Origin of the sequence: Burkholderia cenocepacia (assembly GCF_900446215.1) — a bacterium.
Classification (GTDB): domain Bacteria; phylum Pseudomonadota; class Gammaproteobacteria; order Burkholderiales; family Burkholderiaceae; genus Burkholderia; species Burkholderia cenocepacia.
The window spans coordinates 1,855,861-1,881,734 of sequence record NZ_UAQZ01000001.1; the positions used below are offsets into that span (position 1 = coordinate 1,855,861).

The 25,874-nt window shown below is 69.9% G+C and carries 24 protein-coding genes; 10 read left to right on the forward strand and 14 right to left on the reverse strand.

All coding sequences use genetic code 11. The features are described 5' to 3' along the window. Positions 1-160 precede the first annotated feature (160 nt). On the reverse strand, positions 161-1,018 hold the full coding sequence (locus tag DTA15_RS08710) for a helix-turn-helix transcriptional regulator (protein WP_006485907.1): 858 nt from the start codon (positions 1,016-1,018) through the stop codon (positions 161-163). Between the two features lie 95 nt (positions 1,019-1,113). Here DTA15_RS08710 and DTA15_RS08715 point away from each other — a divergent pair, with 95 nt between their 5' ends. Continuing rightward, on the forward strand, positions 1,114-2,007 hold the full coding sequence (locus tag DTA15_RS08715) for an SDR family oxidoreductase (protein ID WP_006485917.1): 894 nt from the start codon (positions 1,114-1,116) through the stop codon (positions 2,005-2,007). A gap of 45 nt (positions 2,008-2,052) precedes the next feature. On the opposite strand, the gene DTA15_RS08720 is transcribed toward DTA15_RS08715, so the two are convergent. The 5 genes from DTA15_RS08720 to DTA15_RS08740 form a co-directional block, all read right to left on the reverse strand. Beyond that, on the reverse strand, positions 2,053-3,042 hold the full coding sequence (locus tag DTA15_RS08720; RefSeq protein WP_006485922.1) for a zinc-dependent alcohol dehydrogenase family protein: 990 nt from the start codon (positions 3,040-3,042) through the stop codon (positions 2,053-2,055). A 123-nt stretch (positions 3,043-3,165) separates the two neighbouring features. Continuing rightward, on the reverse strand, positions 3,166-4,068 hold the full coding sequence (locus tag DTA15_RS08725) for a LysR family transcriptional regulator (RefSeq protein WP_006485923.1): 903 nt from the start codon (positions 4,066-4,068) through the stop codon (positions 3,166-3,168). Between the two features lie 79 nt (positions 4,069-4,147). Continuing rightward, a complete protein-coding gene (locus DTA15_RS08730) occupies positions 4,148-5,527 on the reverse strand; it encodes an FAD-containing oxidoreductase (protein ID WP_006485924.1) in 1,380 nt (459 codons plus the stop codon). A 169-nt stretch (positions 5,528-5,696) separates the two neighbouring features. Next, positions 5,697-6,275, reverse strand: a complete 579-nt coding sequence (locus tag DTA15_RS08735; RefSeq protein ID WP_006485913.1) for a hypothetical protein — start codon at positions 6,273-6,275, stop codon at positions 5,697-5,699. A 47-nt stretch (positions 6,276-6,322) separates the two neighbouring features. Further along, positions 6,323-6,787: a GNAT family N-acetyltransferase gene (locus tag DTA15_RS08740; protein ID WP_006485921.1), complete on the reverse strand. Its 465-nt coding sequence runs from the start codon at positions 6,785-6,787 to the stop codon at positions 6,323-6,325. A gap of 149 nt (positions 6,788-6,936) precedes the next feature. Here DTA15_RS08740 and DTA15_RS08745 point away from each other — a divergent pair, with 149 nt between their 5' ends. From DTA15_RS08745 to DTA15_RS08765, 5 genes are all read left to right on the forward strand, one after another. Further along, positions 6,937-7,575 (forward strand): LysE family translocator, encoded by a 639-nt coding sequence (locus DTA15_RS08745; RefSeq protein WP_012493146.1) that lies wholly within the window; start codon positions 6,937-6,939, stop codon positions 7,573-7,575. A gap of 320 nt (positions 7,576-7,895) precedes the next feature. After that, entirely contained in the window at positions 7,896-8,693 is a 798-nt protein-coding gene (locus DTA15_RS08750) for a DUF3348 domain-containing protein (protein WP_006494007.1), read from the forward strand. A gap of 10 nt (positions 8,694-8,703) precedes the next feature. Continuing rightward, positions 8,704-11,751: a DUF802 domain-containing protein gene (locus tag DTA15_RS08755; protein ID WP_006491237.1), complete on the forward strand. Its 3,048-nt coding sequence runs from the start codon at positions 8,704-8,706 to the stop codon at positions 11,749-11,751. Between the two features lie 3 nt (positions 11,752-11,754). Next, positions 11,755-12,399: an OmpA family protein gene (locus DTA15_RS08760; protein WP_006491235.1), complete on the forward strand. Its 645-nt coding sequence runs from the start codon at positions 11,755-11,757 to the stop codon at positions 12,397-12,399. Further along, positions 12,396-13,025 (forward strand): DUF2894 domain-containing protein, encoded by a 630-nt coding sequence (locus tag DTA15_RS08765; RefSeq protein WP_006494009.1) that lies wholly within the window; start codon positions 12,396-12,398, stop codon positions 13,023-13,025. The genes DTA15_RS08760 and DTA15_RS08765 overlap by 4 nt, the downstream gene beginning before the upstream one ends. A 33-nt stretch (positions 13,026-13,058) precedes the next feature. Here DTA15_RS08765 and DTA15_RS08770 read toward each other — a convergent pair whose 3' ends face one another. The 4 genes from DTA15_RS08770 to DTA15_RS38985 all read right to left on the reverse strand — a co-directional run bounded on the left by DTA15_RS08770 (position 13,059) and on the right by DTA15_RS38985 (position 18,538). Then, positions 13,059-13,631, reverse strand: a complete 573-nt coding sequence (locus DTA15_RS08770; protein ID WP_006485513.1) for an NADPH-dependent FMN reductase — start codon at positions 13,629-13,631, stop codon at positions 13,059-13,061. Between the two features lie 54 nt (positions 13,632-13,685). Continuing rightward, entirely contained in the window at positions 13,686-14,276 is a 591-nt protein-coding gene (locus DTA15_RS08775; protein WP_006485515.1) for a hypothetical protein, read from the reverse strand. Between the two features lie 574 nt (positions 14,277-14,850). Further along, positions 14,851-16,134, reverse strand: coding sequence for an isoprenylcysteine carboxylmethyltransferase family protein (locus DTA15_RS08780; RefSeq protein ID WP_006485511.1), 1,284 nt, complete (start codon positions 16,132-16,134; stop codon positions 14,851-14,853). Between the two features lie 127 nt (positions 16,135-16,261). Continuing rightward, entirely contained in the window at positions 16,262-18,538 is a 2,277-nt protein-coding gene (locus tag DTA15_RS38985; RefSeq protein WP_012493148.1) for a collagen-like triple helix repeat-containing protein, read from the reverse strand. 362 nt (positions 18,539-18,900) lie between these two features. On the opposite strand from DTA15_RS38985, the gene DTA15_RS08795 reads away from it, so the two are divergent. Further along, positions 18,901-19,299, forward strand: coding sequence for a carboxymuconolactone decarboxylase family protein (locus DTA15_RS08795; RefSeq protein ID WP_006486153.1), 399 nt, complete (start codon positions 18,901-18,903; stop codon positions 19,297-19,299). Positions 19,300-19,371: 72 nt separating this feature from the next. On the opposite strand, the gene DTA15_RS08800 is transcribed toward DTA15_RS08795, so the two are convergent. Genes DTA15_RS08800 through DTA15_RS08810 form a run of 3 tightly spaced genes read right to left on the reverse strand, consistent with a single transcriptional unit; the run spans position 19,372 to position 22,845 of the window. Continuing rightward, entirely contained in the window at positions 19,372-20,355 is a 984-nt protein-coding gene (locus DTA15_RS08800; protein WP_006486152.1) for an alpha/beta fold hydrolase, read from the reverse strand. Positions 20,356-20,362: 7 nt separating this feature from the next. Then, the gene (locus DTA15_RS08805; protein ID WP_006486159.1) at positions 20,363-21,946 is read right to left on the reverse strand and encodes a flavin-containing monooxygenase; all 1,584 of its coding nucleotides are present in this window, start codon (positions 21,944-21,946) and stop codon (positions 20,363-20,365) included. Further along, positions 21,943-22,845 (reverse strand): SDR family NAD(P)-dependent oxidoreductase, encoded by a 903-nt coding sequence (locus tag DTA15_RS08810; RefSeq protein ID WP_006486160.1) that lies wholly within the window; start codon positions 22,843-22,845, stop codon positions 21,943-21,945. The genes DTA15_RS08805 and DTA15_RS08810 overlap by 4 nt, the downstream gene beginning before the upstream one ends. A gap of 88 nt (positions 22,846-22,933) precedes the next feature. On the opposite strand from DTA15_RS08810, the gene DTA15_RS08815 reads away from it, so the two are divergent. Both DTA15_RS08815 and DTA15_RS08820 read left to right on the forward strand, forming a co-directional pair. After that, positions 22,934-23,587, forward strand: a complete 654-nt coding sequence (locus DTA15_RS08815) for a TetR/AcrR family transcriptional regulator (RefSeq protein WP_034178474.1) — start codon at positions 22,934-22,936, stop codon at positions 23,585-23,587. 45 nt (positions 23,588-23,632) lie between these two features. Then, the gene (locus DTA15_RS08820) at positions 23,633-24,118 is read left to right on the forward strand and encodes a hypothetical protein (RefSeq protein ID WP_006493706.1); all 486 of its coding nucleotides are present in this window, start codon (positions 23,633-23,635) and stop codon (positions 24,116-24,118) included. Positions 24,119-24,133: 15 nt separating this feature from the next. Here DTA15_RS08820 and DTA15_RS08825 read toward each other — a convergent pair whose 3' ends face one another. Beyond that, complete coding sequence (locus DTA15_RS08825) at positions 24,134-25,087, reverse strand: LysR family transcriptional regulator (protein WP_006486155.1); 954 nt, start codon at positions 25,085-25,087, stop codon at positions 24,134-24,136. A 126-nt stretch (positions 25,088-25,213) separates the two neighbouring features. Between DTA15_RS08825 and DTA15_RS08830 the strand changes: the two genes are divergently transcribed. Next, positions 25,214-25,858 (forward strand): glutathione S-transferase family protein, encoded by a 645-nt coding sequence (locus DTA15_RS08830; protein WP_006486156.1) that lies wholly within the window; start codon positions 25,214-25,216, stop codon positions 25,856-25,858. Positions 25,859-25,874: the final 16 nt, after the last annotated feature.

Sequence of the window (25,874 nt, forward strand, 5' to 3'; positions counted from 1 at the left end):
CCGTGAATGAACGAGGGGCGTCGCGCATGCGTGCGCGACGCCCCGTTGCGTTTTCCGCCCGCGTTCGTCAGTCGCGGATATTGAACGAGACAGGTTGCTTCGCGATGCGCTGATACGTGCCGTCCCGAATCAGGCTACCTACCGAGAAAGCCGCGTGCGGTCACGCAGCCGGCGCCTGCGTTGCGCGGGCCCGTTCGCGCGCCGCGACGAGTTCCCTGATCCGCGCGCGGTCGGCCGGCGTCGCCGGCGTGAAGATCACGAGGCTCAGGTCCGGGCGGCCGGTAACCGAGAACGTCGAATGTTCGAGCGCGATCCGGCCGGCTCGCGGATGGCGGATCTCCTTCGTGGCTTCTTCGTGCGTACGGATATCGTGGTCGCGCCACATCGCGTCGAATTCGGCGCTGGTCGCGCGCATCTCGTCGACGAACGCCTGCACGGCCTGCGTCGCGCCGCTGCGCGCGACGTCCGCACGAAACCCGCCAACCGCGAACCGCGCGACGCGCTCCCAGTCCGACTGGGCATGGCGCACGCCCGCGTCGACGAAGATCAGCCGCAGGATGTTGCGCGCGGCCGGCGGGAGCGTCGCATAGTCGGTGAGCGTCGCGGCCGCCGCGTCGTTCCACGCGGCGACGTCCCACGTCGCGGTGCGGATGATCGCGGGGCTCGCGTCGAGCGAATCGAGCACGTGCTGCAGGCGCGGCGTCACGCCGGCCGGCGCGTGATAGCGTACCTCGGGCGGGTGGCCGAGGCCGATCAGGAACAGGTGCTCGCGTTCGGCCTCGTTGAGCATCAGCGCGCGGGCGAGCCGGTCGAGCACGTCGGCCGACGGCGCGCCGCCGCGCCCCTGTTCGAGCCACGTGTACCACGCGACGCTCACGTGCGCGCGCTGCGCGACTTCCTCGCGCCGCAGGCCCGGCGTGCGGCGGCGCGTCGCCGGCAGCCCGAGCGCGGCCGGGTCGAGTTTTTCGCGGCGGTCCCGCAGGTACGCGCCGAGCAGGTTGTCGGGGGCGTCAGCCATATCCTGTTAGTTCGTTTACCGGTAAACCGTCACGACTTCACCGCGCGCGGCGCTCGACAGATAGTAAGCCTCCATTTCATCCGGAGGTGCTGAACATGCGTGTCTTTGTTACGGGAGCATCGGGCTTCGTCGGCTCGGCCGTCGTGGCCGAACTCGTGGCCGCCGGCCACTCGGTGCTGGGGCTCGCGCGCTCCGACGCGGCCGCGGCGTCGGTTGCCGCGGCCGGCGCCGACGTCCATCGCGGGTCGCTCGAGGATCTCGACAGCCTCACGCGCGGCGCCGAAGCCGCCGATGCGGTGATCCACACGGGATTCAATCACGACTTCTCGCGTTTTGCGCAGAACTGCGAACTCGACCGCCGCGCGATCGAGACGATCGGTGCGGCGCTCGTCGGCTCGGCGCGGCCGCTGATCGTCACGTCGGGCCTTGCGCTCGTCGCGCCCGGCCGCGCGGCGACGGAGGACGATCCGCACGTGCCGGTGTCGGAAAATTATCCGCGTGCGTCCGAAGCGACGGCGGTCGCGCTCGAAGCGCGCGGCGTGCACGCGTCGGTCGTCCGGCTGCCGCCGTCCGTGCACGGCGACGGCGATCACGCGTTCGTGCCGCACCTGATTGCGTTCGCGAGGGAGAAGGGCGTGTCGGCGTACATCGGCGACGGCGCGAACCGCTGGCCGGCCGTGCACCGGCTCGACGCGGCGCGCGTGTATCGGCTCGCGATCGAGCGCGGCGCAGCCGGCGCGCGCTATCACGCGGTCGACGATACGGGCGTGCCGTTCCGCGCGATCGCCGAGGTGATCGGGCGGCGGCTGAACGTGCCGGTCGTCGCGAAGTCGGCGGCGGAAGCCGGTGAGCACTTCGGCTGGTTCGCGAGATTTGCGGGGATGGATGCGCCCGCAACCAGCGAGCGCACGCGGGCATCGCTCGGCTGGGCGCCGACGCAGCCGAAGTTGCTGGCCGATATCGACCGGCCGCGGTATTTCGAAAGCTGACGAGCGGCGCGCGCCGCTCGCCATGGGTGCGGCTCGGACAGCCGCTCACACCGTGACGACGATCTTCCCGACCTGCGCACCGGCTTCCATGTAGCGGTGCGCGTCCACGATGTCGTCGAACGCGAACCTGCGATCGATCCGCGGCTTCAGCGTGCCGGCCGCGAGCCCGTCGACGATGAAGCGCTTCGCGCGTTCGAGCCGCCGCGCATCGCCGGTGATCTCGAACAGCTCGTAGCCGCGCAGCGTCAGGTGGCGCGCGAGCAGGTCCATCACCGGCACCGGGATGTCGCGCGTATCGAGCGCGCCGTACTGGAAGAACGTGCCGTGGGTGGCCAGCGCGCGCAGCAGGTTCGCCGCGTCGGGGCCGCCGACCGGATCGAACGCGAGGCGCGCGCCGACGCCGCCCGTGATTTCCGCCACCTGCCGCGGCAGGTCGGCGGGGCTGCCGACGATCACGTGCCGCGCGCCGGCGTCGAGCAGCGCCTGGCGCTTCGATTCGCCGCGCGTCAGCGCGATCGGCACCGCGCCGACCTGGTTCGCGACCTGGATCGCGGCCTGCCCGACGCTGCTCGACGCGGCGCCGATCAGCACCGCGTCGCCGCGCTCGAGCCCGCCGAGTTCGATCAGCGCGCCGTAGGCCGTCACGAACATCATCCACGTCGCGGCCGCCTCCTCGAACGACAGGCTGTCCGGATGCTTGACGACCGCATGCGCGGGCACGTTGACCACCTCGCCGTACATCCCGTAGTCGGCGAACGAGAACGCCGGCACGACGCTCACCGCGTCGCCTTCCGCGAATGCCGTCACGTTGCGGCCGACCGCCGCGACGATACCCGACGCCTCGTAGCCGAGCGATGCCGGAAAGCGTGGCATGAACGTGTATTCGCCGCGGCGGAACATGACTTCCGCGCGATTGACGCCGATCGCCTTCACGCGCAGCTGGATGTCGTCGGGGCCCGGCGCGGGCACGTCGACGGTGTCGATCTGCAGGACTTCGGGGCCGCCGATGCGGTGGAAACGGACGATGCGGGTCATGGAGCGCTCCTTCGATGAACGGGTGTCGATGAAGCCGCATCGTAGGCGGGCGCCCGCACCGGATAAACGCGCGGCCGGATCATTGATTGTTATTTGACGAATAACAATCGACGCGAATCCGTGCTACGCCGGATAACGTCGCGCGAACAGCTCGGTCAGCCAGTCGATGAACGCGCGCACCTTGTCGGGCAGATGCGCGCGGTTCGGGTACAGCACCGACACCGGCTTCGGCACGGCCGGCACGCCGGGCAGCAGCTCGACCAGCTGGCCCGAGTCGATGCTCGGCTGCAGCGCGGGCCGCAACGCGTGCACGATGCCGAGACCGGCGAGCCCGCACGACAGCAATGCTTCCGAGTTGTCGGTGAGCAGGCTGCTCGCGAGCTTCACCGCGACGGTGTCGCCGTGCGGGCGGAACGTCCATTCGAGCACGCGGCGGTTGCGGCCGGTGAAGAAGTTGATCGCGCGATGCATCCGCAGATCGTCGAGCGTACGCGGCAAGCCGTGACGCGCGATATAGGCCGGCGACGCGCATGTGGCCATCGGCACCGCGCCGACGGTGCGCGCGACCATGCTCGAATCCTTCAGCGTCCCGACCCGCACCACGCAGTCGATGCCTTCGCCGATCAGGTCGGCCGGCTGGTCGCTCGCGCCGAGCACGAGCTCGATCTGCGGATAGCGCTGCTGGAAGTCGGGCAGCGCCGGAATCACGACCGTCTTCGCAAGCGCGAGGGCAACGTCGATCCGCAGCCGGCCCTTCGGCACCGCGCGTTGCTTCGGGAACGACGCGAACGCATCGTCGATGCTGCCGAGCAACTGCACGCAGCGCGCATGGAATGCCTCGCCTTCGGCCGTCACGCTGACGCGGCGCGTGCTGCGGTTCAGCAGCCGCACGCCGAGCTCCTGTTCGAGCTGCTGCACGGCTTTGGTGACGGCCGGCCGATGCAGCTGCAGCGCGTCGGCGGCCTGCGTGAAGTTGCCGCGTTCGACGATCTGTACGTAGATCTGCATCGTTTGCAGGCGGTCCATGGCGTTCCCGGATGGCGTGGCGAGCGGCCATCTTCGCACACCGATGGAACCGGATGCGCGGCCGCCCGCCTGCCGTGCGTCATTCGACCGGATGCAGATCCTGCAGCAGCGTCGGCACCAGCTCCGACACGGTCGGGTGGATATGCATCGCGCGGCTGATCGTCGTGTACGGCGCGCCGGCGGTCATCACGTCGAGGATCCCGTGCACGACTTCGTCGCCGGTCACGCCGAGGATCGACGCGCCGAGGATCGCATGGCTGTCCGCGTCGACGATCACCTTCATGAAGCCCTGGCTTTCGCCCTTCTCGACCGCCCGGCCGACACGCGTCATCGGGCGCGTGCCGACCAGCAGCCGGCGGCCCGTCTGCTTCGCTTCCGCGAGCGTCATCCCGACGCGGCCGAGCGGCGGGTCGATGTACATCGCGTAGGCCATGATCCGGTCGGACACCTTGCGCGGATCGTCGTCGAGCAGGTTGGCCGCGACGATCTCGTAGTCGTTGTACGAAGTGTGCGTGAACGCGCCGCGCCCGTTGCAGTCGCCGAGCGCCCAGATGCCGGGCACGTTGGTGCGCAACTGGTCGTCGACGGTGATGTAGCCGCGCGCGTCGGTGTCGACGCCCGCGCGGTCGAGCCCGAGATCGTCGGTGTTCGGCACGCGCCCGACCGCGAGCAGCAGGTGCGAACCCGCGACCTCGCGGCCGCCGCCCGCGCAGTCGAGGCCGACCACGATGCCGTCGCCGTCGCGGCGCGCGCTCAGGCAGTTCGCGTCGAGCTGCACGTCGATCCCTTCCTTTTCGAGGATCTCGCGCACGGCCTGCGAGACGTCTTCGTCCTCGCGGCGGATCAGGCGTGAGCCTTTCTCGATGATCGTGACCCTGGAGCCGAAGCGCCGGTACATCTGGCCGAATTCGAGCCCGACGTAGCTGCCGCCGACGATCACCAGATGATCGGGCAGGAAGTCGACGTCCATCATCGTCGAGTTGGTCAGGTACGGCACCGAGTCGAGGCCCGGCATCGCGGGCACCTGCGCGCGTCCGCCGACGTTGATGAAGATGCGTTCGGCTTCGAGTACGTCATCGCCCACGCGCACCGCGTTCGGGCGTTCGAACCGGGCATGACCCTGAAAGACGGTCGTGTTGTCGAGGCCGCGTACCCATTGCTCGACGCCGTGGTTCGAGCGGCCGGAAATCTGGTCCTTGCGCGCCTTCACGGCTTTCATGTCGACGGTGACGGGGCCGCCGACCGACACGCCGTACTCGCCGGCGCGCCGTGCGAGCTGCGCGGCGTATGCGCTCGCGATCAGCGTCTTGGTCGGGATGCAGCCGGTGTTTACGCAAGTGCCGCCGAAGCGGCCGCGCTCGACGATCGCGACTTTCATTCCGGCGCCGGCGAGGCGCGCGGCGAGCGGCGGCCCGGCCTGGCCGGTGCCGATGACGATCGCATCGAAGTGTTGCGTCATGACGTCCTCCTGTGCGGGTGCAACGAGGAAAGGGGCGGGCGCAAGCCGCATGCCGTGCCGGCGGTCGCCCGCGGGCGACGAGCGCCTATGGTAGACCGGTTGGCCGGGGGCCGCGAGCGGCGCCCGGACGACGCGTCGTATTGAAAAACGGCGCTGCCGCGGGCGGCGTCTAGTCCTTGCGCGTCCACTGCCCGAACGACACCGGCCGGTGCGCGTCGGCGCGCGTCACGGTGACGTGGTCGGGCTGGTCGTCGAGCGGAAACGATTCGGTGACGATCTGGCTCGAAAAGAGCCAGCCGTGCGTGCGCGGGTCGTAGCGGAACGTGACGTAGTCGGTCCAGTGCTGCCCGCACGCGACGACGTTTTGCACGGTGAAATAGCGGCCCTTCACCGCCAAGCCGTTGTCGCCCGCATCGTCGGGATCGAACGGATCGCATTGGCCGCCGTCGTTGGCGCGCAGCACGGCCTGGTCGTTGCGGGCCGCGAGACGGTACGTGTGGTCGGCTTGTTCCTCGTAGATCAGCAGCGGGCGCGGCGACGGCTGGTCGCGCGTATCGACCGCGCGATGCACGACCACCAGAAAGCTGTGCCGCCCGTTGTCGAGATCGGGGCCGGCGTGCGCGATCAACGGCTGGTAGCCGGCCGGCAGTTGCGCGGCGATCGATTTCGGCAGGCTGTCGGCGCGGGCGCCGAGCGGGAGCGCGGCGAGCAGCGGGAGCAGCAGGGCAGCAAGGCGAAGAGCGCGCATGGCGGGCGGTCCGGTCGAAAGGAGAAAAGGGGATCAGTCGCGCGGCGTTACAGATCGCGCCCGAGAAAGTCCGTGCCCGGCACCGGATTGAACGCGACGGGCGGCGCGGGCGTGAAGCCGAGCGACGCATACAGTTGCCGGGCGGCGACGAATTCGGGCAGCACGTCGACGCACATGCGCGCGTAACCGGCCGCCTTCGCGTCGTGCAGCAGCCGTTCGACGAGCTGGCGGCCGACGTTCAGCCCGCGCGCCTCGGGCCGTACGTACACGCGCTTCATCTCGCAGGTCGCCGGGTCGATTTCGCGGAACGCCGCGCAGCCGACCACGCGCTCGCCGCGCCACGCGAGCAGCAGCCGTCCGCGCGGCGCCGCGTATTTCCCGGGCAGCGCGGCAATTTCGGGCTCGTAGTCCTGGAATTCAAGGCTGACGGTCGGGCTCGCGACGTACTCGCGAAAGATCCCTTCGACGGCGGCGGCATCGTCGGGATAGCGGGCGGCGCGGATCTCGATCATGGGTGGCGCGTGATGACGGGAAAGAGGGCCAGCATAGCAGCGCACGGCCGCTTTCGGCGATGCGCGAAGCGTGCCAGAATCAGCGGCTCGACCGTCGGAAACGACACGCAGGCGCCGGCGCAGCGGCGTCGCTGACCAAGGAGACTTCGATGACCGCATCGGCTGCCGTACTCGCCATCCTGGCTGCGCTGTTTCTCGGCGCGATGATTCCGGGCCCGAGCTTCGTGCTGGTGGCCCGCAACTCGATCGGGCTGTCGCGCCGCGACGGGCTGGCCACCGCGCTCGGCATGGGCATCGGCGGCATCGTGTTCGGCGGCGTCGCGCTGGCCGGGCTGTACACGCTGCTGCAGGCCGTCGAATGGCTGTATGTGGGCCTCAAGGTCGCGGGCGGCGCCTACCTGATCTACATGGCGTCGAAGATCTGGCGCGGCGCCGACCGGCCGATCGCGATGGACGATCCGCAGGCGATGGCCGGCGGCAGCGCGCGCAAGTCGTTCCTGACGGGCCTCACGACCCAGCTCAGCAACCCGAAGACGGCGATCTGGTACGGCAGCATCTTCGCGGCGCTGCTCCCGCAGCATCCGCCGCTGTGGTGCTATCTCGTGCTGCCGCCGCTCGTGTTCGCGGTCGAGTTCGGCTGGTACACGCTCGTCGCGCTGTGCTTCTCGACGCGCCGGCCGCGCGAACTCTACCTGCGCGCGAAGAAGTGGGTCGACCGCATCGCGGCCGGCGCGATCACGCTGCTCGGGCTGCGGCTGATCCTGAATGCGCCGAAAGCGGGGATCTGAGCGCTGTCATTGCTGAGCCGCGTCGGCGCGCGCGGCGGCGGTCATGGCCGTCGCGGGCCGTCGGCGCGACCCGGCCGAGACCGGCCGGGTCGCCCGCCCGAGTACGCGTCGGCGGCCCGCCGACGCATCGCTTCCCGATGGCGCGGCCGCTCGCCGGCCGCCGCCGACCGTGTTTCCCGACCGCCACCATCCCACGCCGAGCCTTGCGCGACGGGCGTTCGCGTGTGTCACCCGGCGCGCCGGACGGCGCCGCTTCCCCGATTCTGGCGGCCGACCGCCCGACGACGTGTAAACTGCTGCCTTTTTTGACGGTTTGCAGCATGGTGCAAGCATCTCCGCGCCCGGCGTTGAGCGGTCCGACGCTCGTCCGGCTGCTCGCGCGCCTGGCCGATGCCGACGTCGCGGAATCCCGGCAAACGCTGTCCGACCGGCTGAGCCAGTGGCTCGGCTGGACCGACGCGATCACGCTGTCGTCCGCGCTGAACGCGAGCCCGCCGGGCGTCGCGGCCGGCGTGCGCGGCTACGACGCGGAGCGCGACTGCGCGCGCGTGCGCCACGACCTCGCGCAGGCGATCATGGCCGCCAACCGGCCGCGCACGCGGCGCCGGCCGGGCGACCTGCCGCCGCCGGCGGCCGATACGGCGGATTTCGCGGACTTCCGCCAGCGTTATCTGACCCTGCAGCAGGACATGGAAACAGCGATCGGCCAGTTGCGTGGCCGTCTGCGGGTCGCGCTCGCCGCGCGCTCGTCCGGGATGGCGCGGCTCGCGACGCTCGACACGATCATGGAGCGCGTGCTCGGCGCGCGCGAGCGCAGCCTGCTGTCGGCCGTGCCCGCGCTGCTCGGCACGCGCTTCGCGCGGTTGCGCGACGCGGAGCGGCAGGCGCTGGCCGACGCCGAATCCGCCGCTGCTGCGGCCGCCGGTTCCGATGCGCCCGACGCCGCCACTGCGGCCGATGAAGGCGCGGCGGCGGCCGACACCCCGACCGTCGCGGCGATCGTGCCCGGCGCATGGCTCGATACGTTTCGCGACGAGATGCAAAGCATCCTGCTTGCCGAACTCGAAGTCCGGTTTCAAACGGTAGACGGGCTGCTCGCGGCCCTTCGCACCTGCTAATCAACACGCTATGTCCAGAATTCGCCTTGATCTCGTTGTCTTCGTCGCCGGTCTGCTCGCTGTGGGCTGGATCGGTGCCGGCTATGTCGCGTCGAACCCGCTGGCGGCGGCTGTCACGCTGCTGATCGGCGCGTGCTACGTCGCCGGCGCATGGGAGCTGCTGCGCTACCGGCAGGCAACCGCCACGCTGTCGCACGCGGTCGCCGGCCTGACCGAGCCGCCCGCGAAGCTCGACCCGTGGCTCGACACGCTGCATCCGGGCCTGCGCGGCGCGGTGCGCGCCCGGGTCGAAGGCGCGCGCGTCGCGCTGCCGGGCCCGGCGCTCACGCCTTACCTCGTCGGCCTGCTGGTGCTGCTCGGCATGCTCGGCACGCTGCTCGGGATGGTCGTCACGCTGAAGGGCACGGGCGCCGCGCTCGAGAGCGCGACCGATCTCGATGCGATCCGCGCGTCGCTGATCGCGCCGGTGAAGGGGCTCGGGTTCGCGTTCGGCACGTCGATCGCCGGTGTGGCTACCTCCGCGATGCTCGGGCTGCTGTCCGCGCTCGTGCGCCGCGAGCGGATCGATGCGGCCCACCAGCTCGACGCGAAGATCGCGACGACGCTGCGCGTGCATTCGTCCGCGCACCAGCGCGACGAATCATTCCGGCTGCTGCAGCGCCAGGCCGACGTGATGCCGGCGCTGGTCGACCGGCTGCAGACGATGATGACGACGCTCGAGGCGCGCAGCGTCGCGCTGCACGATCGCCAGCTCGAAAGCCAGCAGGCGTTTTTCGACCGGACCGAGCGGGCGTACGCGGGCCTGGCGTCGAACGTCGGCGACGCGCTGAAGGAGAGCGCCGCCGAAAGCGCGCGCGTGGCCGGCGCCGCGCTGCAGCCGGTCGTCGCCGCGACGATGACGGGGCTCGCGCAGGAGATGGCCGCGCTGCGCGACACCGTGACGGGCGCGGTGCAGCGTCAGCTCGACGGGCTGACGGACGGCTTCGAGAAGACCACCGGCAACGTGACGGCCGTGTGGAATCGCGCGCTCGACGAACAGCGTCGCGCGGGCGACGCCGTCGCGCAGCAGTTGCAGACGACGCTCGGCCAGTTCACCGACACGTTCGCGCAGCGTTCGTCGGATCTGCTCGATGGTGTCGCGACGCGCCTCGAATCGACCGAAGGCCGCCTGTCGGACGCGTGGCGCGACGCGCTGGCGCGCCAGGAGCAGGTCGGCGAGACGCTGGCCGGCCAGCATGCGCGCGCGCTGGGCGAAGCCGCCGCGACGTTCGAGCGCCATTCGGCCGCGACGCTCGCCGCGATGCGCGAGTCGCACGCAGGATTGCAGACGCAACTGGCCGCGCGCGACGAAGCACGCTTGTCCGCATGGAACGATTCGCTGACTGCGATGGCCGCGAAGCTCGGCGACGAATGGCAGCGTGCGGGCGAGCACAGCGCGGGCCGCCAGCAGGAAATCTGCGACGCGCTCACGCAAACGACGCGCGACCTCGCCGCGCAGGCGTCGACGTTCGAACAACGCTCGAACGATCTGCTGACGACGATTCGCGAATCGCACACCGGCCTGCAATCGCAACTGGCTGCACGCGACGAAGAACGTCTGTCCGCATGGAACGATTCGCTGGCCGCGATGGCCGCGAAGCTCGGCGATGAATGGCAGCGTGCTGGCGTGCACAGCGCCGGCCGTCAGCAGGAAATCTGCGACGCCCTCGCGCAAACGACGCGCGACCTCGCGGCACAGGCATCGACATTCGAACAACGCTCGAACGATCTGCTGACGACGATCCGCGAGTCGCACACCGGTCTGCAATCGCAACTGGCTGCACGCGACGAAGAACGTCTGTCCGCATGGAACGATTCGCTGGCCGCGATGGCCGCGAAGCTGGGCGACGAATGGCAGCGTGCAGGCGTGCACAGCGCCGGCCGTCAGCAGGAAATCTGCGACGCCCTCGCGCAAACGACGCGCGATCTCGCCGCGCAGGCGTCGACGTTCGAACAACGCTCGAACGATCTGCTGACGACGATCCGCGAGTCGCACACCGGTCTGCAATCGCAACTGGCCGCGCGCGACGAAGCACGTCTGTCCGCATGGAACGACTCGCTGGCCGCGATGGCCGCGAAGCTCGGCGACGAATGGCAGCGCGCAGGCGTGCACAGCGCCGGCCGCCAGCAGGAAATCTGCGACGCCCTCGCGCAAACGACGCGCGATCTCGCCGCACAGGCGTCGACGTTCGAGCAACGCTCGAACGATCTGCTGACGACGATCCGCGAATCGCACACTGGCCTGCAATCGCAACTGGCCGCGCGCGACGAAGCCCGCCTCGCCGCGTGGAACGATTCGCTCGCCGCGATGGCCGCCGCGCTGCGTGACGAATGGGCGCAGACGAGCGCGCAGGCCGCGGCGCGCCAGCAGGACATCTGCGACACGCTGACCCGCACCGCGAGCGACATCACCGCACAGGCGCAGGTTCACGCGAGCGACACGATCAACGAAATCGCGCGGCTCGTGCAGGCCGCGTCGGAAGCGCCGAAGGCCGCGGCCGACGTCGTCGCCGAGCTGCGCCAGCGCCTGTCCGACAGCATGGTGCGCGACACCGCGACGCTCGAGGAACGCAGCCGCCTGCTCGCGACGCTGGAGACGCTGCTCGGCGCGGTCAATCACGCGTCGACCGAACAGCGCGCCGCGATCGACGCGCTCGTCAGCACGTCGGCCGATCTGCTCGATCGCGTCGGCGCGCGCTTCAACGACACCGTCGAGGCCGAAACGCGCAAGCTCGATTCGGTGGCCGCGCAGGTCACGGCCGGCGCCGTGGAAGTGGCGAGCCTCGGCGACGCGTTCGGGATGGCCGTGCAGGTGTTCGGCGAATCGAACGACAAGCTGCTGACCCATCTGCAGCGCATCGAGGCCGCGCTCGAGAAATCGCTCGCGCGCAGCGACGAGCAGCTCGAATACTACGTCGCGCAGGCGCGCGAAGTGATCGACCTGAGCGTGATGTCGCAGAAGCAGATCGTCGAAGACCTGCAGCAGCTCGCCGGCCGGCGAGCGCCTGTCGGAGCGTAACGCATGCATGACGAAATCGACGGCGGCGCGCAATCGGCGCCGGTATGGCCCGCGTTCGCCGACCTGATGTCGGTGCTGCTCGGCGCGTTCGTGCTGATCCTCGTCGGCGTGATCGGCATGCAGCTCCAGCTCACGTCGAAGCTCGAGGAAGCGGTGCGCGCGCGCCAGCTCGAGGCGCAGCAGCGCAAGTCGCTCGAACAGGCGCTCGCCGGGCCGCTCGCGGCCGGCCGCGTGACGCTCGTGAACGGGCGCATCGGCATCAGCGGCAACGTGCTGTTCGCGCTGAACTCCGACCAGTTGCAGCCCGCGGGCCGTGATTTGCTGAAGACGCTGGCCGTACCGCTCGCCACCTATCTGAAGACCCGTGACGAGATCCTGATGGTCAGCGGCTTCGCGGACGACCAGCAGGTACATGCCGGCAACCGCCTGTTCGCGGACAACTGGGAACTGTCGGCCAAGCGCGCGTTGACGGTCACGCGCGCGCTGATCGATGCCGGCGTGCCGGCGTCGTCGGTGTTCGCGGCCGCGTTCGGTTCCGAACAGCCGGTCAGCTCGAATGCGGACGATGAAGGCCGCGCGAAGAACCGCCGCGTGGAAATCGCGCCGGTGCCGCGCAAGTCGGCGTCGAACGGAGGCAACGCAAAGTGACGGACGACGCGACGCAGGTGCGCGCGACGCTCGACGCCTGGCGCGAGCAGGGCGCCGACCGGCTCGATCCCGTGCGGTTTCACCGGATCGATGCGCTCGAACGGCGCGCGGCCGTGCTCGACGGCGCGGCACGCGCGCTGCTCGACGCGCGGCTGGCGACGCTGATCGACGGGTTTGCGGCGCTCGTCGTGCGCGCCGACGACGATGCCGAAGTCACGCGCGAGACGGGGCAAGCCGCGACGAGCAGGCCCGCGCGCGGCGCGCTGGCCGCGCTCGTCGAAGGGCTCGCGCGCGATCCGCAAGCGGACCGGCGCGGGCTCGATCCCGAACTGGTCGACTACTTCCGCACGATGTGGTCGAAAGTCCGCACGGAACAGCAATACCGCCAGTCGCTCGACCAGGTGCCGCGCAACGCCGGGCCGCTCAATTCGAACAGCCTCGTGCACCGCTCGCTCGCGACGATGCGCGAGCTGTCGCCGGACTATCTGCAGCAGTTCCTGTCGTACGTCGATGCGCTCGCATGGCTCGAGGATCTCGCCGGCGGCGGCGCGCAGCCCGAGAAGGAAGCGCCGCGTGCGAAGGCGGCCAAACCGGCGAGAAAGACGACGCGCACCAAGGCGCGATAACGCGACGCCCCAGGGGGCAGGCGTGCGGGGTACTTAGCGGCCTGGCGCCGACTCGGCGATCGCCGCGCGCAGCGCGTGCAATGCGTCGACGAGCGCCGATGCGAACGGCGGATGCGCGGCGATGCCCGCCGCGTCGAGCCGGCTTCCGAGGATCGGCAGCGCGATCGAGGCGGGCTCGACGATGCGCGCTGACATCAACGACAACGTTTCGCGCAGCGCCGCGTCCGCATGCGTCGCGCGCGGCGACGCGTTCAATACCGCGACCGGCTTGTACACGACGGCCTCGCATCCCACGACCCAGTCCAGCGCATTCTTCATCACGCCCGATATGCCGTGCGCGTATTCCGGGCTCGCGATCAGCACGCCGTCGGCCGCGTTCAGGCGGTCGATCAGGTCGCGCACCGCGGCGGGCGTCGGGTATTCGGCATCGGGATTGAACAGCGGGAATGCGCCGAGACGATCGAAGCGCGCGATGCGCATGCCGTGCGGGGCAACGAGCGCGGCTGCGTCGAGGAGTGCCGCGTTGTACGACTGCGCGCGCAGGCTGCCGCACAGCGCGACGATGTCGAGCGGGCGGCCGACGTCGGTTCGGGGATCGATGGTCATCGCAGGGCGTTTCGATTGGCGGGTCGAGCCGGCGCGTCGCGCGGGCTCGGCGGATTATCGCATCGGCGTTCGCGCCGCGTCGCTCATCCCGGCCGCCTGCGCGAATTCTCCGATGCCCCAGCCGCTCCCGAGCAACAGCCGCCGCGTATGCAGTGCGCCGTGCACGTCGTCGGCAACGGTATCGCCGAGATAGCGCAGCGCGCGGCCTTCGACATCGACGAAGCCGTGCCGGTAGTGCTGCGCGAGCGCCGTCCACAACCGCGCGGCGCCCACCGACTGGCGCGCGCCGCTGATCAGGCACAGGCCCGCGTCGAGCCCCCAGCGGTACAGCGTCGTCGCGAGGCCCTTGCGTTGCGCCGAGCCGCGCAGCCGCGTGTGCGGCGCGCGCAGGTAGCGGTCCGCGCGGCGCGGGATTTCGGGCAGGCGGTTGAACACCGTGTAGCCGGCGAGCTGGCGCGCGGCCAGATCCTCGACATACAGGAAGTATTCGCCGTCCGCTTCGCGATGGCGGACGACCAGGCCCGAGCGGCCGAGCGCGACGCCCGGCAGGCCGTGCAGGCGATGGCCCGGCTGGTGGAGGCGTTCATAAAGGGTGTCGAGTTCGTCGTCGATGTCGTGCTGGGAATGCTGTACGTCGATACGCATGGCGAAAGGCGCCCGTCTCGGGCGCATCGAGAAAGGAGTGCATGGCAACGGGGAAGCGGAAAGGGAAGCGGCCCCCGGGCTCGGCGAAGCGAGCCGGGGCCGCGCATCAGCTGGGGATGTGCTGGAAACCGGCGGCGATCGCGGCGAGGCCCGCGATGCAGAGTGCGAACAGGATCAGGACTTTGTGGATCACGCCTCTTTCCTCATGAATGCGCGGCGCCGGCGGGCGGCGTCGCGGAGACGGTGAGCGGCGGGCACGGCCCGCACGGCCGTCGTGCGGGACGACGGTCGGGGTCCGGCGACGGATCGTGCGCGGACGGCCAGCACCATACGCGACGCGTCGGGGGCGGGCAATCGGACTGGGGGAGAAAAGCGACGAAAAGCGGAGAATCGCGCTGTTTCGCGACAATTGGCCGCATGGGGCGCTCAAACGTTCGGGCGATTCACGCGAAAGCGCATCGCCCAGCGCCGGAGAGCATGCGTGCAACAGTGTCGTTGCGGATGCGAAGTCCGCGACCGATCCGACACCCACGCGAGGGACCGGAGCGGCATGGCGGCCGCCCCGGCCGCTGCGTCACACCGCCTGCCGCCCGCCGAACGTCTGCCTGATCCGCGCGAACAAGCCGTGCTGCGCGATCCATTCGGCATACGCGCGATAGTCCGGATCGCGCATCAGGTGACGCTCTTCCGTCTTCGCGCGCGTGTAGTAGATCAGGTTGACCGCGACGAGCCCCGCGCAGTGCATGAGCCCGATCTGCCAGCCGAGCGGCTCGACGAACGGCACCGACACCATCCAGTACGACAGGTTCTTCGTAATGTATGCCGGGTGCTTCGTGAAGCGGTACGGGCCCGACGTGATGATCCCGCGGTTGGTGAGGTTCGAGAACCGCAGTCCGAACGAGATCGTGCACAGCGCGTAGGTCAGCAGCAGCAGGATGATCACCGTGCCCCAGATCACGCGCAGCGTCGGCGCCGACAGCAGCCAGTTGTCCCAGAACACCGACCCTTCGTAGCGGATGTAGTTGTTCGAGATCAGCGACCAGAACGGCTGGTAGCAGATCAGCGCGGCCACCCAGCCGAGCGTCGTCGGCTCGACGGTGCGCACGTGGCTGTCGAGGATGCGGAACGTGCACAGGTAGCCGACGGTGCCGAACATCAGGTCCATCGTGAACGACAGGTCGTACATGAACACGAAGGTCGCGATCGTCATCGGCGCGTGCATCGCGTTCGCGAGCGACGCGCTCAGGTGATCGGCATCCTTCGACAGGTAGACGGTCATCAGCGGCAGGAAGAACGCCTTCACGCCCCAGCCGGCCAGCATCTCGCGCACCGGCTTCCAGCTCGCGGGCTGCTCGCGGCGAAACAGGAAGCGGCCCCACAGCAGGTACGCGTCGTCGGTCTCGCGCTGGTGGCGGTCCATCCACGCGAAGTAGAACGGCGCGGCGACGATCACGTACGGCGCGAGCGAGCGCAGCAGCGACCAGAACGGCAGGTAGAACGCGCCGTGGTATTCGGGCAGCAGCCAGTAGATCGCGCCGATGCCCGCGTAGATCGACGTCAGCCCGCCGAGCCGCGTCGCGACGCGCGCGAGGCCGAGCGGCCGGACGGCCTGCCGCGACAGCCCCGCGCTCGGGCGCAGGTAGACGCGCGAGATGAAGAGTTCGTGCAGCGCGATCGTGCCGATGATCGCGAGGCTCGCGATGACCGCGCGGGTGGCCGCATCGAGGGCCGGGTGGTCGCGCGTGATCCACAGCGCGAAGAGTCCGGCCGTGATGCCGAACAGGCCGGCGCGGAGCGGCGTGGCGGAACGGGGTGGGCGGTCCGGGGCAGCGACGATGCCGTCGAGCGTGGAGTTCATGATCGGATCCTCGTAGGGATGAGGGCCGGCGCCCCCGCTTGGCGGGTGACGCCGGCCGTCGGCCGGGCTGTTTATCGATGTGTGCCCGGCCATTGGCCTGTCGTTCTGGTACGTGATGCGTTAAAGCTTACTTCTTGGTGCCGGCGCCCAGCAGACCGCCGAGCAGGTTGGTCACCGGCGACAGCAGGTTGCCGGTGCCGCCTGCGGCGCCGCCGCCCGTGCTGCCGGTCAGGCCGGTCACCACCGAGCCGCTGCCGCCCGGCGTCGTCACGGTGCCGGCTGCGCCGCCGGGGCTGACCGTGCCGGTGGCGCCGGCCGAGCCGGCCGGCGTGCCCAGCGCACCCGTGAGCGTGCCGACCGGGCCGCTCGTCAGCACGCCGCCGAGCGTGCCGGACAGGTTGCCGCCCGGCGTCGTGACGGTGCCGGTGAGGCTTGCACCGAGCGGCGTCAGCGAGTTGACGAGGCCGGTGACCGGTGCGAGCAGACCGCCGAGCCCTGCGCCACCGGTGCCGCTGGTGCCGCCGGTCCCGCTCGTGCCGCCCGTACCGCTGGTGCCGCCCGATCCGAGGCCGCCGAGTGCGCCCGTCACCGTCCCGAGCAGGCCGGTGATCGGCGCGAGCGGACCGCCGCTGCTGGTGCCGCCCGACCCGCTCGAGCTGCCGCCGCTGAGGCCGCCCGTCAACGTGCCGAGCAGGCCCGTGATCGGGGCGAGCGGGTTGGTGCCGCCCGTGCCGCTGCTGGAGCTGCCCGCGTTGTTGTCGTGGACGAGGCCGCCGGTCGACGTCACCGTATTGCCGAGCTGCGTCACGACGCCGCCGAGGCCCGTGCCGACCGGGTTGTCGGTCGCGCCGCCGACCTTCGTGCCCGCAAGCGCGAGACCGTTGCCGAGCGTGCTCAACAGGCCGTTGAGCGGGGTGCCGAGCAGCGTCACGCCGCCGAGCGTCTGCGTCGCGCCGGGCGTCGTGACGCCGCCGGTGAGCGTGTTCGTGATCGGGTTGATCACCTTGCCGAGCTGCGTTTCGAGCTGCTGGACCGGCGAGCTGTTCAGCGCCGTATTCAGCGCCGAGGCGGTCGAGTTGACCGCGGTGCCGACCGTGTTGACGAGGCTGCCGACGAGGGTCGTCGCCGGCGCGAGCGGCGACAGCGGACCGGTGCCGAGGCTCGTCACTGCATTGCCGAGGTTGTTGACCGCGCCGCCGGCGCCCGTCAGCAGGCCGGTGGTCGACGTGAGCGTCGGTCCGAGCGGGTTCGCCGACACGCCGATCGAGCCGAGGCCGGCCGCGATGCCGTTGCCGAGCGACTGCACGCCGTTGCCGAGGCTGCCGACCGCGTTGCCGACACTGGTGGCCGTCGTCGGGTTCGTGCCGGGGATCTGCACGCCGCCGATCTGGCTGCCACCGTTGACGACCGTCGTGCCGAGCGCCGTCACGAGGTTGCCGGATTTCTGGAGGACGTTGCCGAGCGGGGTGACGCCGGTGCCGGACGTGCCGGAGGTGCCGGACGTGCCTGAGGTACCGGAAGTGCCGGACGTGCCGGAAGTGCCCGAGGTGCCGGACGTACCCGAGGTGCCGGACGTACCCGAAGTGCCGGACGTACCCGAAGTGCCGGACGTGCCCGAGGTGCCGGACGTACCCGAGGTGCCGGAAGTGCCCGAGGTGCCGGACGTGCCCGAAGTACCGGAGGTGCCCGAGGTACCGGAGGTGCCCGAGGTGCCGGAGGTGCCCGAGGTGCCGGAGGTGCCCGAGGTGCCGGAGGTGCCCGAGGTGCCCGAGGTGCCCGAGGTGCCCGAGGTGCCGGAGGTGCCGGAGGTGCCCGACGTACCGGAGGTGCCCGAGGTACCGGAAGTACCCGAAGTACCCGAAGTACCCGAAGTACCCGAAGTACCCGAAGTACCCGAAGTACCCGAAGTACCCGAAGTACCGGAGGTGCCCGAGGTGCCGGAAGTGCCCGAGGTGCCGGAAGTACCCGAGGTACCGGAAGTACCCGACGTACCGGAGGTGCCCGACGTACCGGAAGTACCCGAGGTACCGGAAGTACCCGAGGTACCGGAAGTACCCGACGTACCGGAAGTGCCCGAGGTGCCGGAAGTACCCGAGGTGCCGGAAGTACCCGACGTACCGGAAGTACCCGACGTACCGGAAGTACCCGAGGTACCGGAAGTCCCCGACGTACCGGAAGTCCCCGACGACCCCGACGACCCCGAAGTCCCCGAACTACCGCCACCCGAAGTCCCCGACGAACCGCCGCCCGACGTACCCGAAGTCCCCGACGTGCCGCTCGTCCCGGACGTGCTCGGCTTGATCGTCGGCGGGGTCGTCGGTCCATCGACCGAGCCGCAACCGTACAGCGCGAGCAGTGACGAGACGGCCATCGTTACCGTCGTCTTCTTGAAGAGATTCTGCATGTTGGCCTCGACATTGGAAGTGTGTCCAGGCCTTCTCTGCAAATTCCGCGCCACGACATGTTTGGCGAAACGGTGTCGCGATTTGTTGCGGAAATCGGGACTATCGACGCGATTTAAACGGAGGAAAGGCGGTTTCGCGCGACAGGCACGTGCGGTGCGCGAACGTCGCGGCTGCGATGTTCCCGTAAGGCGCCGTAACGCGCGGCCGGATGTTACGTAGCGTCCGGCCGCCGGTGACGCGAACGGCCGCGAACCGAGCGCCGCATCTTTGACGAAACGCGCGGTCGCGCTGAACATGGCGCGACATCCCCGGCCGCCGGCAGCGCGACAGCGGCCACGACTCCAACCACCAGGACACCGACATGAGCGAACAGGACAGGGAATACGGCAAGGCGCGGCGGATCGACGTGATGGGCGAGGCGTTCGTCGAGCGCGCGATGCGCGACCTCGACGGATTTTCGCGTCCGCTGCAGAACTGGCTGAACGAACATGCGTGGGGCAGCACGTGGCAGCGGGGCGGGATCGACCTGAAGACGCGCAGCCTGTGCACGTGCGCGATGCTGGCGGCGCTCGGCCGCGGCACGGAGCTGAAGGGGCATATTCGCGGCGCGCTCAACAACGGCGCGAGCCTCGTCGAGATTCGCGAGGTCTTGCTGCACAGCGCGCTGTACGCGGGGGCGCCGGCCGCGGTCGAGGCGTTTCGCAGCGCGCGCGAGGTGCTGTCGGATCTCGGACTGTCGATACCCGACGACGAAGCCTGATTCCGTCGCGGCGCCGGCTGCCCGGCGGCGGGAGCGGGGAAGCAGGATCAGGCGCCGCTTCGCTGCCGCGATCTACGCGATGCGTACCGTCTGCGTGGCCGTGTCGGCCGGCGCGGCGGCGACTTCGAGCAGCCAGTCGGCCGTCGCGTCGGGAATCGTGACCGGCAGCATGTGGCCGCCCTCGACGACCTTCAGCCGCACACGCGCCGATTTCTTCGCGAGCGCGTCGCCGTGCTCGCGCCAGTTCAGGATCGGATCGGCGCGGCCGTACAGCACGTCGACCGGCAGCGCGAGTTCCGGATAGCGACGCTCCATCGCGGGCAGGTCGACGGGCGCCGACAGCAGGTCCGTCGCCGTCGCGTAGAACACGTGCGGGCGCATCCCGAGCAGGCCGCCGCCCTTGACCGGGAAGTCGCGCGGCACGTCTTCCGGCGCGAACACCTGGCGCACGGCCTGGCGGCCCGTCAGGATCGTCAGCGGGATCGCGAAGGTCCACGACACGAAACGGCGCACGAGCGGCGACGGCAGCATCAGCGGCTTGAACGGCGCGGGCGGCTCGGTCTGCTCGTGCGACAGCGGCGCGATCAGCGCGAGCCGGCTCACGCGGTCCGCATGGTTGAGGCCGACCGCGAGCGCGATCGCGCCGCCGAGCGAGTGGCCGACCAGCACGGGCTTGTCGAGCTTCAGCGCGTCGATGAACGCGGCGACCGTACGGGCCTGCGCGAACACGTTCGCCTGCGACGCCGCGCCGCGCAGCGACCGGCCGGCGCCCGGGCGATCGAGCAGGATCACGCGATGCTGCTGGGCGAGCCGCGTGAGCGGCAGGTACGCGAAATTGCGCCATTGCCCCGCGAGCCCGTGGACGAACACGATCGGCGGGCCGTTGCCGTATTCGACGTAGTGGATGCGGTCGCCGCCGATGTCGACGAAGCGGCCTTCGGGCGGAAACGCGCGGGTCACGCGCCGGGCCACGTAAGCGGAAAACAGCGCGAGCGCGGCGAGCACCGCGACGACGCCGAGCAGCACGTTCTGGATCAGATGGAGCGTAGGAGTCATGTCGGCCTCAGCGGGTTTCGAGTGCGGGTTCGGCGGCCGGCGCGGTGGCCGCCGGGCCGGTCGTGGCGCGGCGCTCGAAATGCATCGCGGAATCGGCGAGCGCGCTGAACTTCAGCGACGCGAGATCGAGCACGTAGTTCTGGTGGAATTTCCATGGCTTGCGGTGCCCCTGCTTCGGCAGGATGCCGGCCGCGCGCTGGATGTAGCCCGAGCTCAGGTTGACGGCCGGCACGTCGCCGAGATCGCCCGCGCCGAGCCGCGGCACGCACGTGTCGTACCCGTTCGCGCGCATGTGGTTGAGCAGCCGGCACACGTAGCGCGCGATCAGCTCGGCTTTCAGCGTCCACGAAGCATTCGTGTAGCCGAACGACGACGCGAGGTTCGGTACGTCGCTGTACATCATGCCCTTGTACGACACCGTCTCCGGCAAGTCGACCACGCGGCCGTCGACCGTCACGCGCGCACCGCCGAGCATCTTCACCTTCAGCCCGGTCGCGGTGACGATCACGTCCGCGTCGAGCTGCTGGCCGCTCTTCAGCTGGAGGCCGGTCGGCGTGAAGCGCTCGATCTCGTCGGTGACGATCGATGCGCGGCCCGCGCGGATCGCCTTGAACAGGTCGCCATTCGGCACGAGGCACACGCGCTGGTCCCACGGCATGTAGCGCGGCGTCAGGTGCTTCGCGACGTCGAAGTCGGGGCCGAGCTGCCTGCTGGCCGCGCGGATGATGAATTGCTTCGTCCGGTCGGGCTTGCGGCGCGACACGTTGTACAGGTACATCGTCAGCAGGACGTTCTTCACGCGTACGAGCCGGTGCGCGAGCCGCGACGGCAGCACGCGGCGCAGCGCGTTCGCGATCTTGTCGCGCGCGGGCAGCGACACGATGTAGGTCGGCGAGCGCTGCAGCATCGTCACGTGCTGCGCGTCGGCCGCCATCGACGGCACGAGCGTGACGGCCGTCGCGCCGCTGCCGATCACGACCACGCGCCGGTTCGCGTACGACAGATCCTTCGGCCAGTGCTGCGGATGCACGAGCTTGCCCTCGAACGTGTCCATGCCGGCCCAGTCGGGCAGGTAGCCGGCGTCGTAGTCGTAGTAGCCGCTGCACATGAACAGGAAGCGGCAGGTGTAGACGAGCGTGTCGGTCGCGCCGTCCTGCGTGCGCTCGATGCGTACCGTCCAGCGCGCCCGGTTCGAATCCCAGTCGGCCGCGACGACCTTCTGGCCGTAGCGGATCGTCTTGTCGATGCCGTAGGTGCGCGCGGTGTCGCGGATGTAGTCGAGGATCGTCTGTCCGTCGGAGATCGCCTTGTCGCTGTGCCACGGGCGGAAGCTGTAGCCTAGCGTGAACATGTCGGAATCCGAACGAACGCCCGGATAGCGGAACAGGTCCCAGGTGCCGCCGATCGCGTCGCGCGCCTCGACGATCGCCACGCTCGCATGCGGGCAGCGCTGCTTCAGGTGATACGCGGCGCCGATGCCGGACAGGCCGGCGCCGACGATCAGCACGTCGAGGTCGCGGTTGTCGCCGCTGTCGCGGCGGGCGCCGGGGGCGGGCGGCGCATCGCGCCGGTCGGTCGTCGTCGAGGTCATGCGGGGTCCTTGGTCGGCGTGATCGGGCGCGCGGCCGGAGCGGGCGCGCGTTCGAGATTGCGTGCGCGGGCGCGGCGCACGTGGCGCAGCACCAGCCACTGGTAACCGGCGCCGAGCAGGCGCGCGATCCGGTCGAGCCGGCGCGCGTCGGCGCCGACCAGCACGCGGCGCGCATTGCGCTCGACGCCCGCGAGGATCTGCCGCGCGGCCTCGTCGGCCGTCGTCGCGTTGATCAGGCGGTTGGCCTGGCGGCGATGGGTCGCTTCGTCCTGGCCCGTCAGCGCGTGGATGCTGGTATCGACGCGGCTCGCGTCGACGATGCTCGTCGCGACGCCGCCCGGATGCACGCAGGTCGCGCTCACCGGCGCGCCGTCGAGTTCGAGTTCCATCCGCAGCGCCTCGGTGAAGCCGCGCACCGCGAACTTGGTCGCGTTGTACGCGCTTTGCGTCGGCATCGCGACGAGCCCGAACAGGCTCGACGTGTTGACGACGTGGCCGTCGCCCGACGCGCGCAGATGCGGCAGGAACGCCTGCGTGCCGTGCACGACGCCCCAGAAATTGATGCCGACGATCCATTCGAGATCGGCGAGACGCGCGGTTTCGGCGCTGGCGGCGAGCGACACGCCCGCGTTGTTGAAGATCAGGTTGACCTTGCCGTGCTCGGCGCGAACGAAATCGGCCCACGCGAACACCGCGTCGCGATCGGCGACGTCGAGCCGGCGCTTGCTCACATGCACGCCGTGCTGCGCGCAGAGGGCCGCCGTGCCGGCGAGCCCCGTTTCGCTGACGTCGGCGAGCGCGACCGCGCAGCCGCGCCGCGCCAGTTCGACCGCGAGGCTGCGGCCCATGCCCGAACCGGCGCCCGTGATCGCGGCAACCTTGCCGGAAAATCCCTTCATCCGTCGTTCCTCCCGTTCCGCTTGCGCTGCACCGGCGGCGCGTCTATTGTGGTGTTGTGTGTCACCACTTTAGTTTTCGGGTGTCCTGATGTCAAATAGCGGAATGGAGAAAGCACTCGAAACGGAAAAAAGGGGCCGGTCGTACGGCGGCGTGGCGCCCGAGGTACGGGCCGCCGAGCGGCGCGACGCGTTGATTCGCGCGGCGACGCGCGTGTTCGGCACGGTGGGTTTTCGCAAGGCGACCGTGCGGTCGATCTGCCAGGAAGCGAAGCTGAACGATCGCTACTTCTATGCGGCGTTCGACAGCACCGAGGATCTGTTGCGCTGCACCTACCTGCATCACGCGCAGCAACTGCATGACGCGGTCGCGCAGGCGGTCGCCGCGCGCGGCGGCGAACTGCGCGAGCGCGTCGACGCGGGGCTCGCCGCGTTCTTCGCGTTTCTGCGCGACCCGTGCGCGGCGCGCGTGCTGCTGCTCGAGGTGATGGGCGTGAGCGCGGACACCGACATGACGTATCAGCGCATGCTGATCGACTTCGGCAAGCTGATCATGGCGATCGGCGCGCCGCGCGAGGCCGTGACGCCGGCGGAGCGCACCGAGCAGCGGCTGATCGGGCTCGCGCTGGTGGGCGCGATGACGAACGTCGGCGCGGCGTGGCTGCTGACCGACTATCGCGATCCGGAGGCGCAGATGATCTCCAGTTGCAGGAAGGTGCTGCTGGGGACGTTGCAGGCGGCGTAGATTCGCGGGGACGGGGCCGTTCGCCGCGCACATCAATGGTGGTCGATGAATAACAAGGAAATCATGCAAGCACGCAACCGATGGGTGCGCCGCGTGACGTCGGCGGGGATGGCCGTTTCCGTCCTGATGCTGACGGGCTGCGGCTGCTGGCCGTTTAGCGAGACCACGCGCTATGAAACCGAGTGGAAATCGCAAACGGTCGGGGCGCTGTTCAGGGATGCGGACCGGACAGGCGATGTCTGTCGCGACGCCCTCTATACGCAGCACCTCAAGGACGCGGTATCGGCCTGCAAGGACGGGGCGTATGAAAAAATCCGCAACCGCATCAGCGGCGAGCCCGTCAGGCTGTCGCTCGCGAAGGCGACCTGTGCGGAAGCGCAAGCCCAGCTGGACCAGGGCATCCCCGCCAATATCCAGGACCGGATCTTCAATCTGAACCCGTTCCCCGACGAATTTACTGCCTGCATGAGCGAAAAGGGATTCAAGCGCGAAGAAGTCGAAAAAAAGGCGTGCTACGTGAAGTTCATGTGACGGGCGAGCGACCGGTCAGCCGTTCGCGCGTTTCGGCCGACCGGGGCGTGCGCGCGGCGTTGCAGGCGTCTCCCCGAGCCTCGCCTTCATCGCATCGATGAACGCTCGCACCTTCGGCGAAGGCAGCCGCGTCGACGGATACACCGCGTGAATCCCGGCCGGCGCCGTACGCCAGCCCGGCAACAGCCGCACGAGCCGGCCGGCGGCGACGTCGTCCGCGGTCGAGAAATCCGTCAGCAGCCCGAAGCCGCCGCCCGCGAGCACGATCGCGCGGCACGCGGTCGCGGTGTTCGACACGACCGGCGCGACGCAGCGCACCGATGCGTGGCCGCCGCGCGCATCGTCGAGGTCGAGCGTATGCGGGCGCGGCAGCGACGACAACATCACGAAGGGCAGCGCGGCGAGCGCATCGGGGTCGCGCGGCAGTCCGTGCCGCGCGACGAACGCCGGGCTCGCGACCAGCCATTTCTCGTAGGTGCCGAGCTGCACCGCGCGATAGTTGGAATCGGCAAGCCGCCCGATGCGGACCGCGACGTCGAGGTTGTCCGCGACGAGATCGATCACGCGGTCGTTCGCGACCAGTTCGACATCGAGCCCCGGATGCCGGTCGCGCAGCGCGACGACGGCCGGCGCGACGACCAGCGCGCCGTAGTCGATCGGCACGCTCACGCGCAGCGTGCCGCGCAGTGGCCCGGCGTCGGACGACACCGCGTCGAGCGCGGCTTCGGTGGCACGCACGATGTCGCGGCACGCGTCGTAGAACACGCGTCCGGCATCGGTCACGCTCAGCCGCCGCGTCGTGCGCACCAGCAGGTTCGCGCCGACCTCGGATTCGAGGCGCTGCATGTGCGTGCTGACGACCGTCTTCGCGAGGCCGAGCCGCTCGGCCGCGGCCGTCAGCGAGCCGGCCTCGACCACCGCGACGAAGATCGCCAGCCGGTTCAGGTTCACGTCGCGCAGATCGGCCATCGTCGATTGTCCTATGGAAACGGATAATGTTTCCGCGATTATCCGTCTTCTGGCGACGAACGGCGAGCGCTACGCTGGAGCCGTTCGTCGCCGATCCCCGGCGGCGCGAGATTCCGGAGTGTTTCCATGTCTGCCGCCAGCAAGCCTGCCTCGCCGATCCGTGTCTATTCGTTCCTGTTGTCCGGCCACGCGCACCGCGTCCGGTTGTTCCTGTCGCTGCTCGGGTTGCCGTCGAAGACCATCGACGTCGATCTGGCGGCCGGCGCGCAGCGCGAACCGGCGTTTCTCGCATTGAATCCGCTCGGGCAGGTGCCGGTGATCGACGACGGCGGCACCGTGATCGCCGATTCGAACGCGATCCTCGTGTACCTCGCGAAGCGCTACGGCGATGCGCACTGGCTGCCGGACGACCCGGTCGGCGCGGCCGTCGTGCAGCGCTGGCTGTCGTACGCGGCCGGCCCGATCGCGTCGGGTCCGGCCGCCGCGCGGCTCGTGACCGTGTTCGGCGCGCCGCTCGACCCGGAAGTGGCCAAGCGCACGGCCGCAAAGGTGCTCGACGTGATCGATCGCGAACTGGCCGGCAAGCCGTTCGCGGCCGGCGCGCAACCGACGATCGCGGACATTGCCGCGTACACGTACATCGCGCACGCACCGGAAGGCGGCGTGTCGCTCGAACCGTATCCGCAGGTGCGCGCATGGCTCGCCCGAATCGAGGCGTTGCCGGGCTTCGTCGCGATGCCGACGACCCGCGCGGGCCTGCTTGCCGCCTGACGCCTCTGCCACCGCG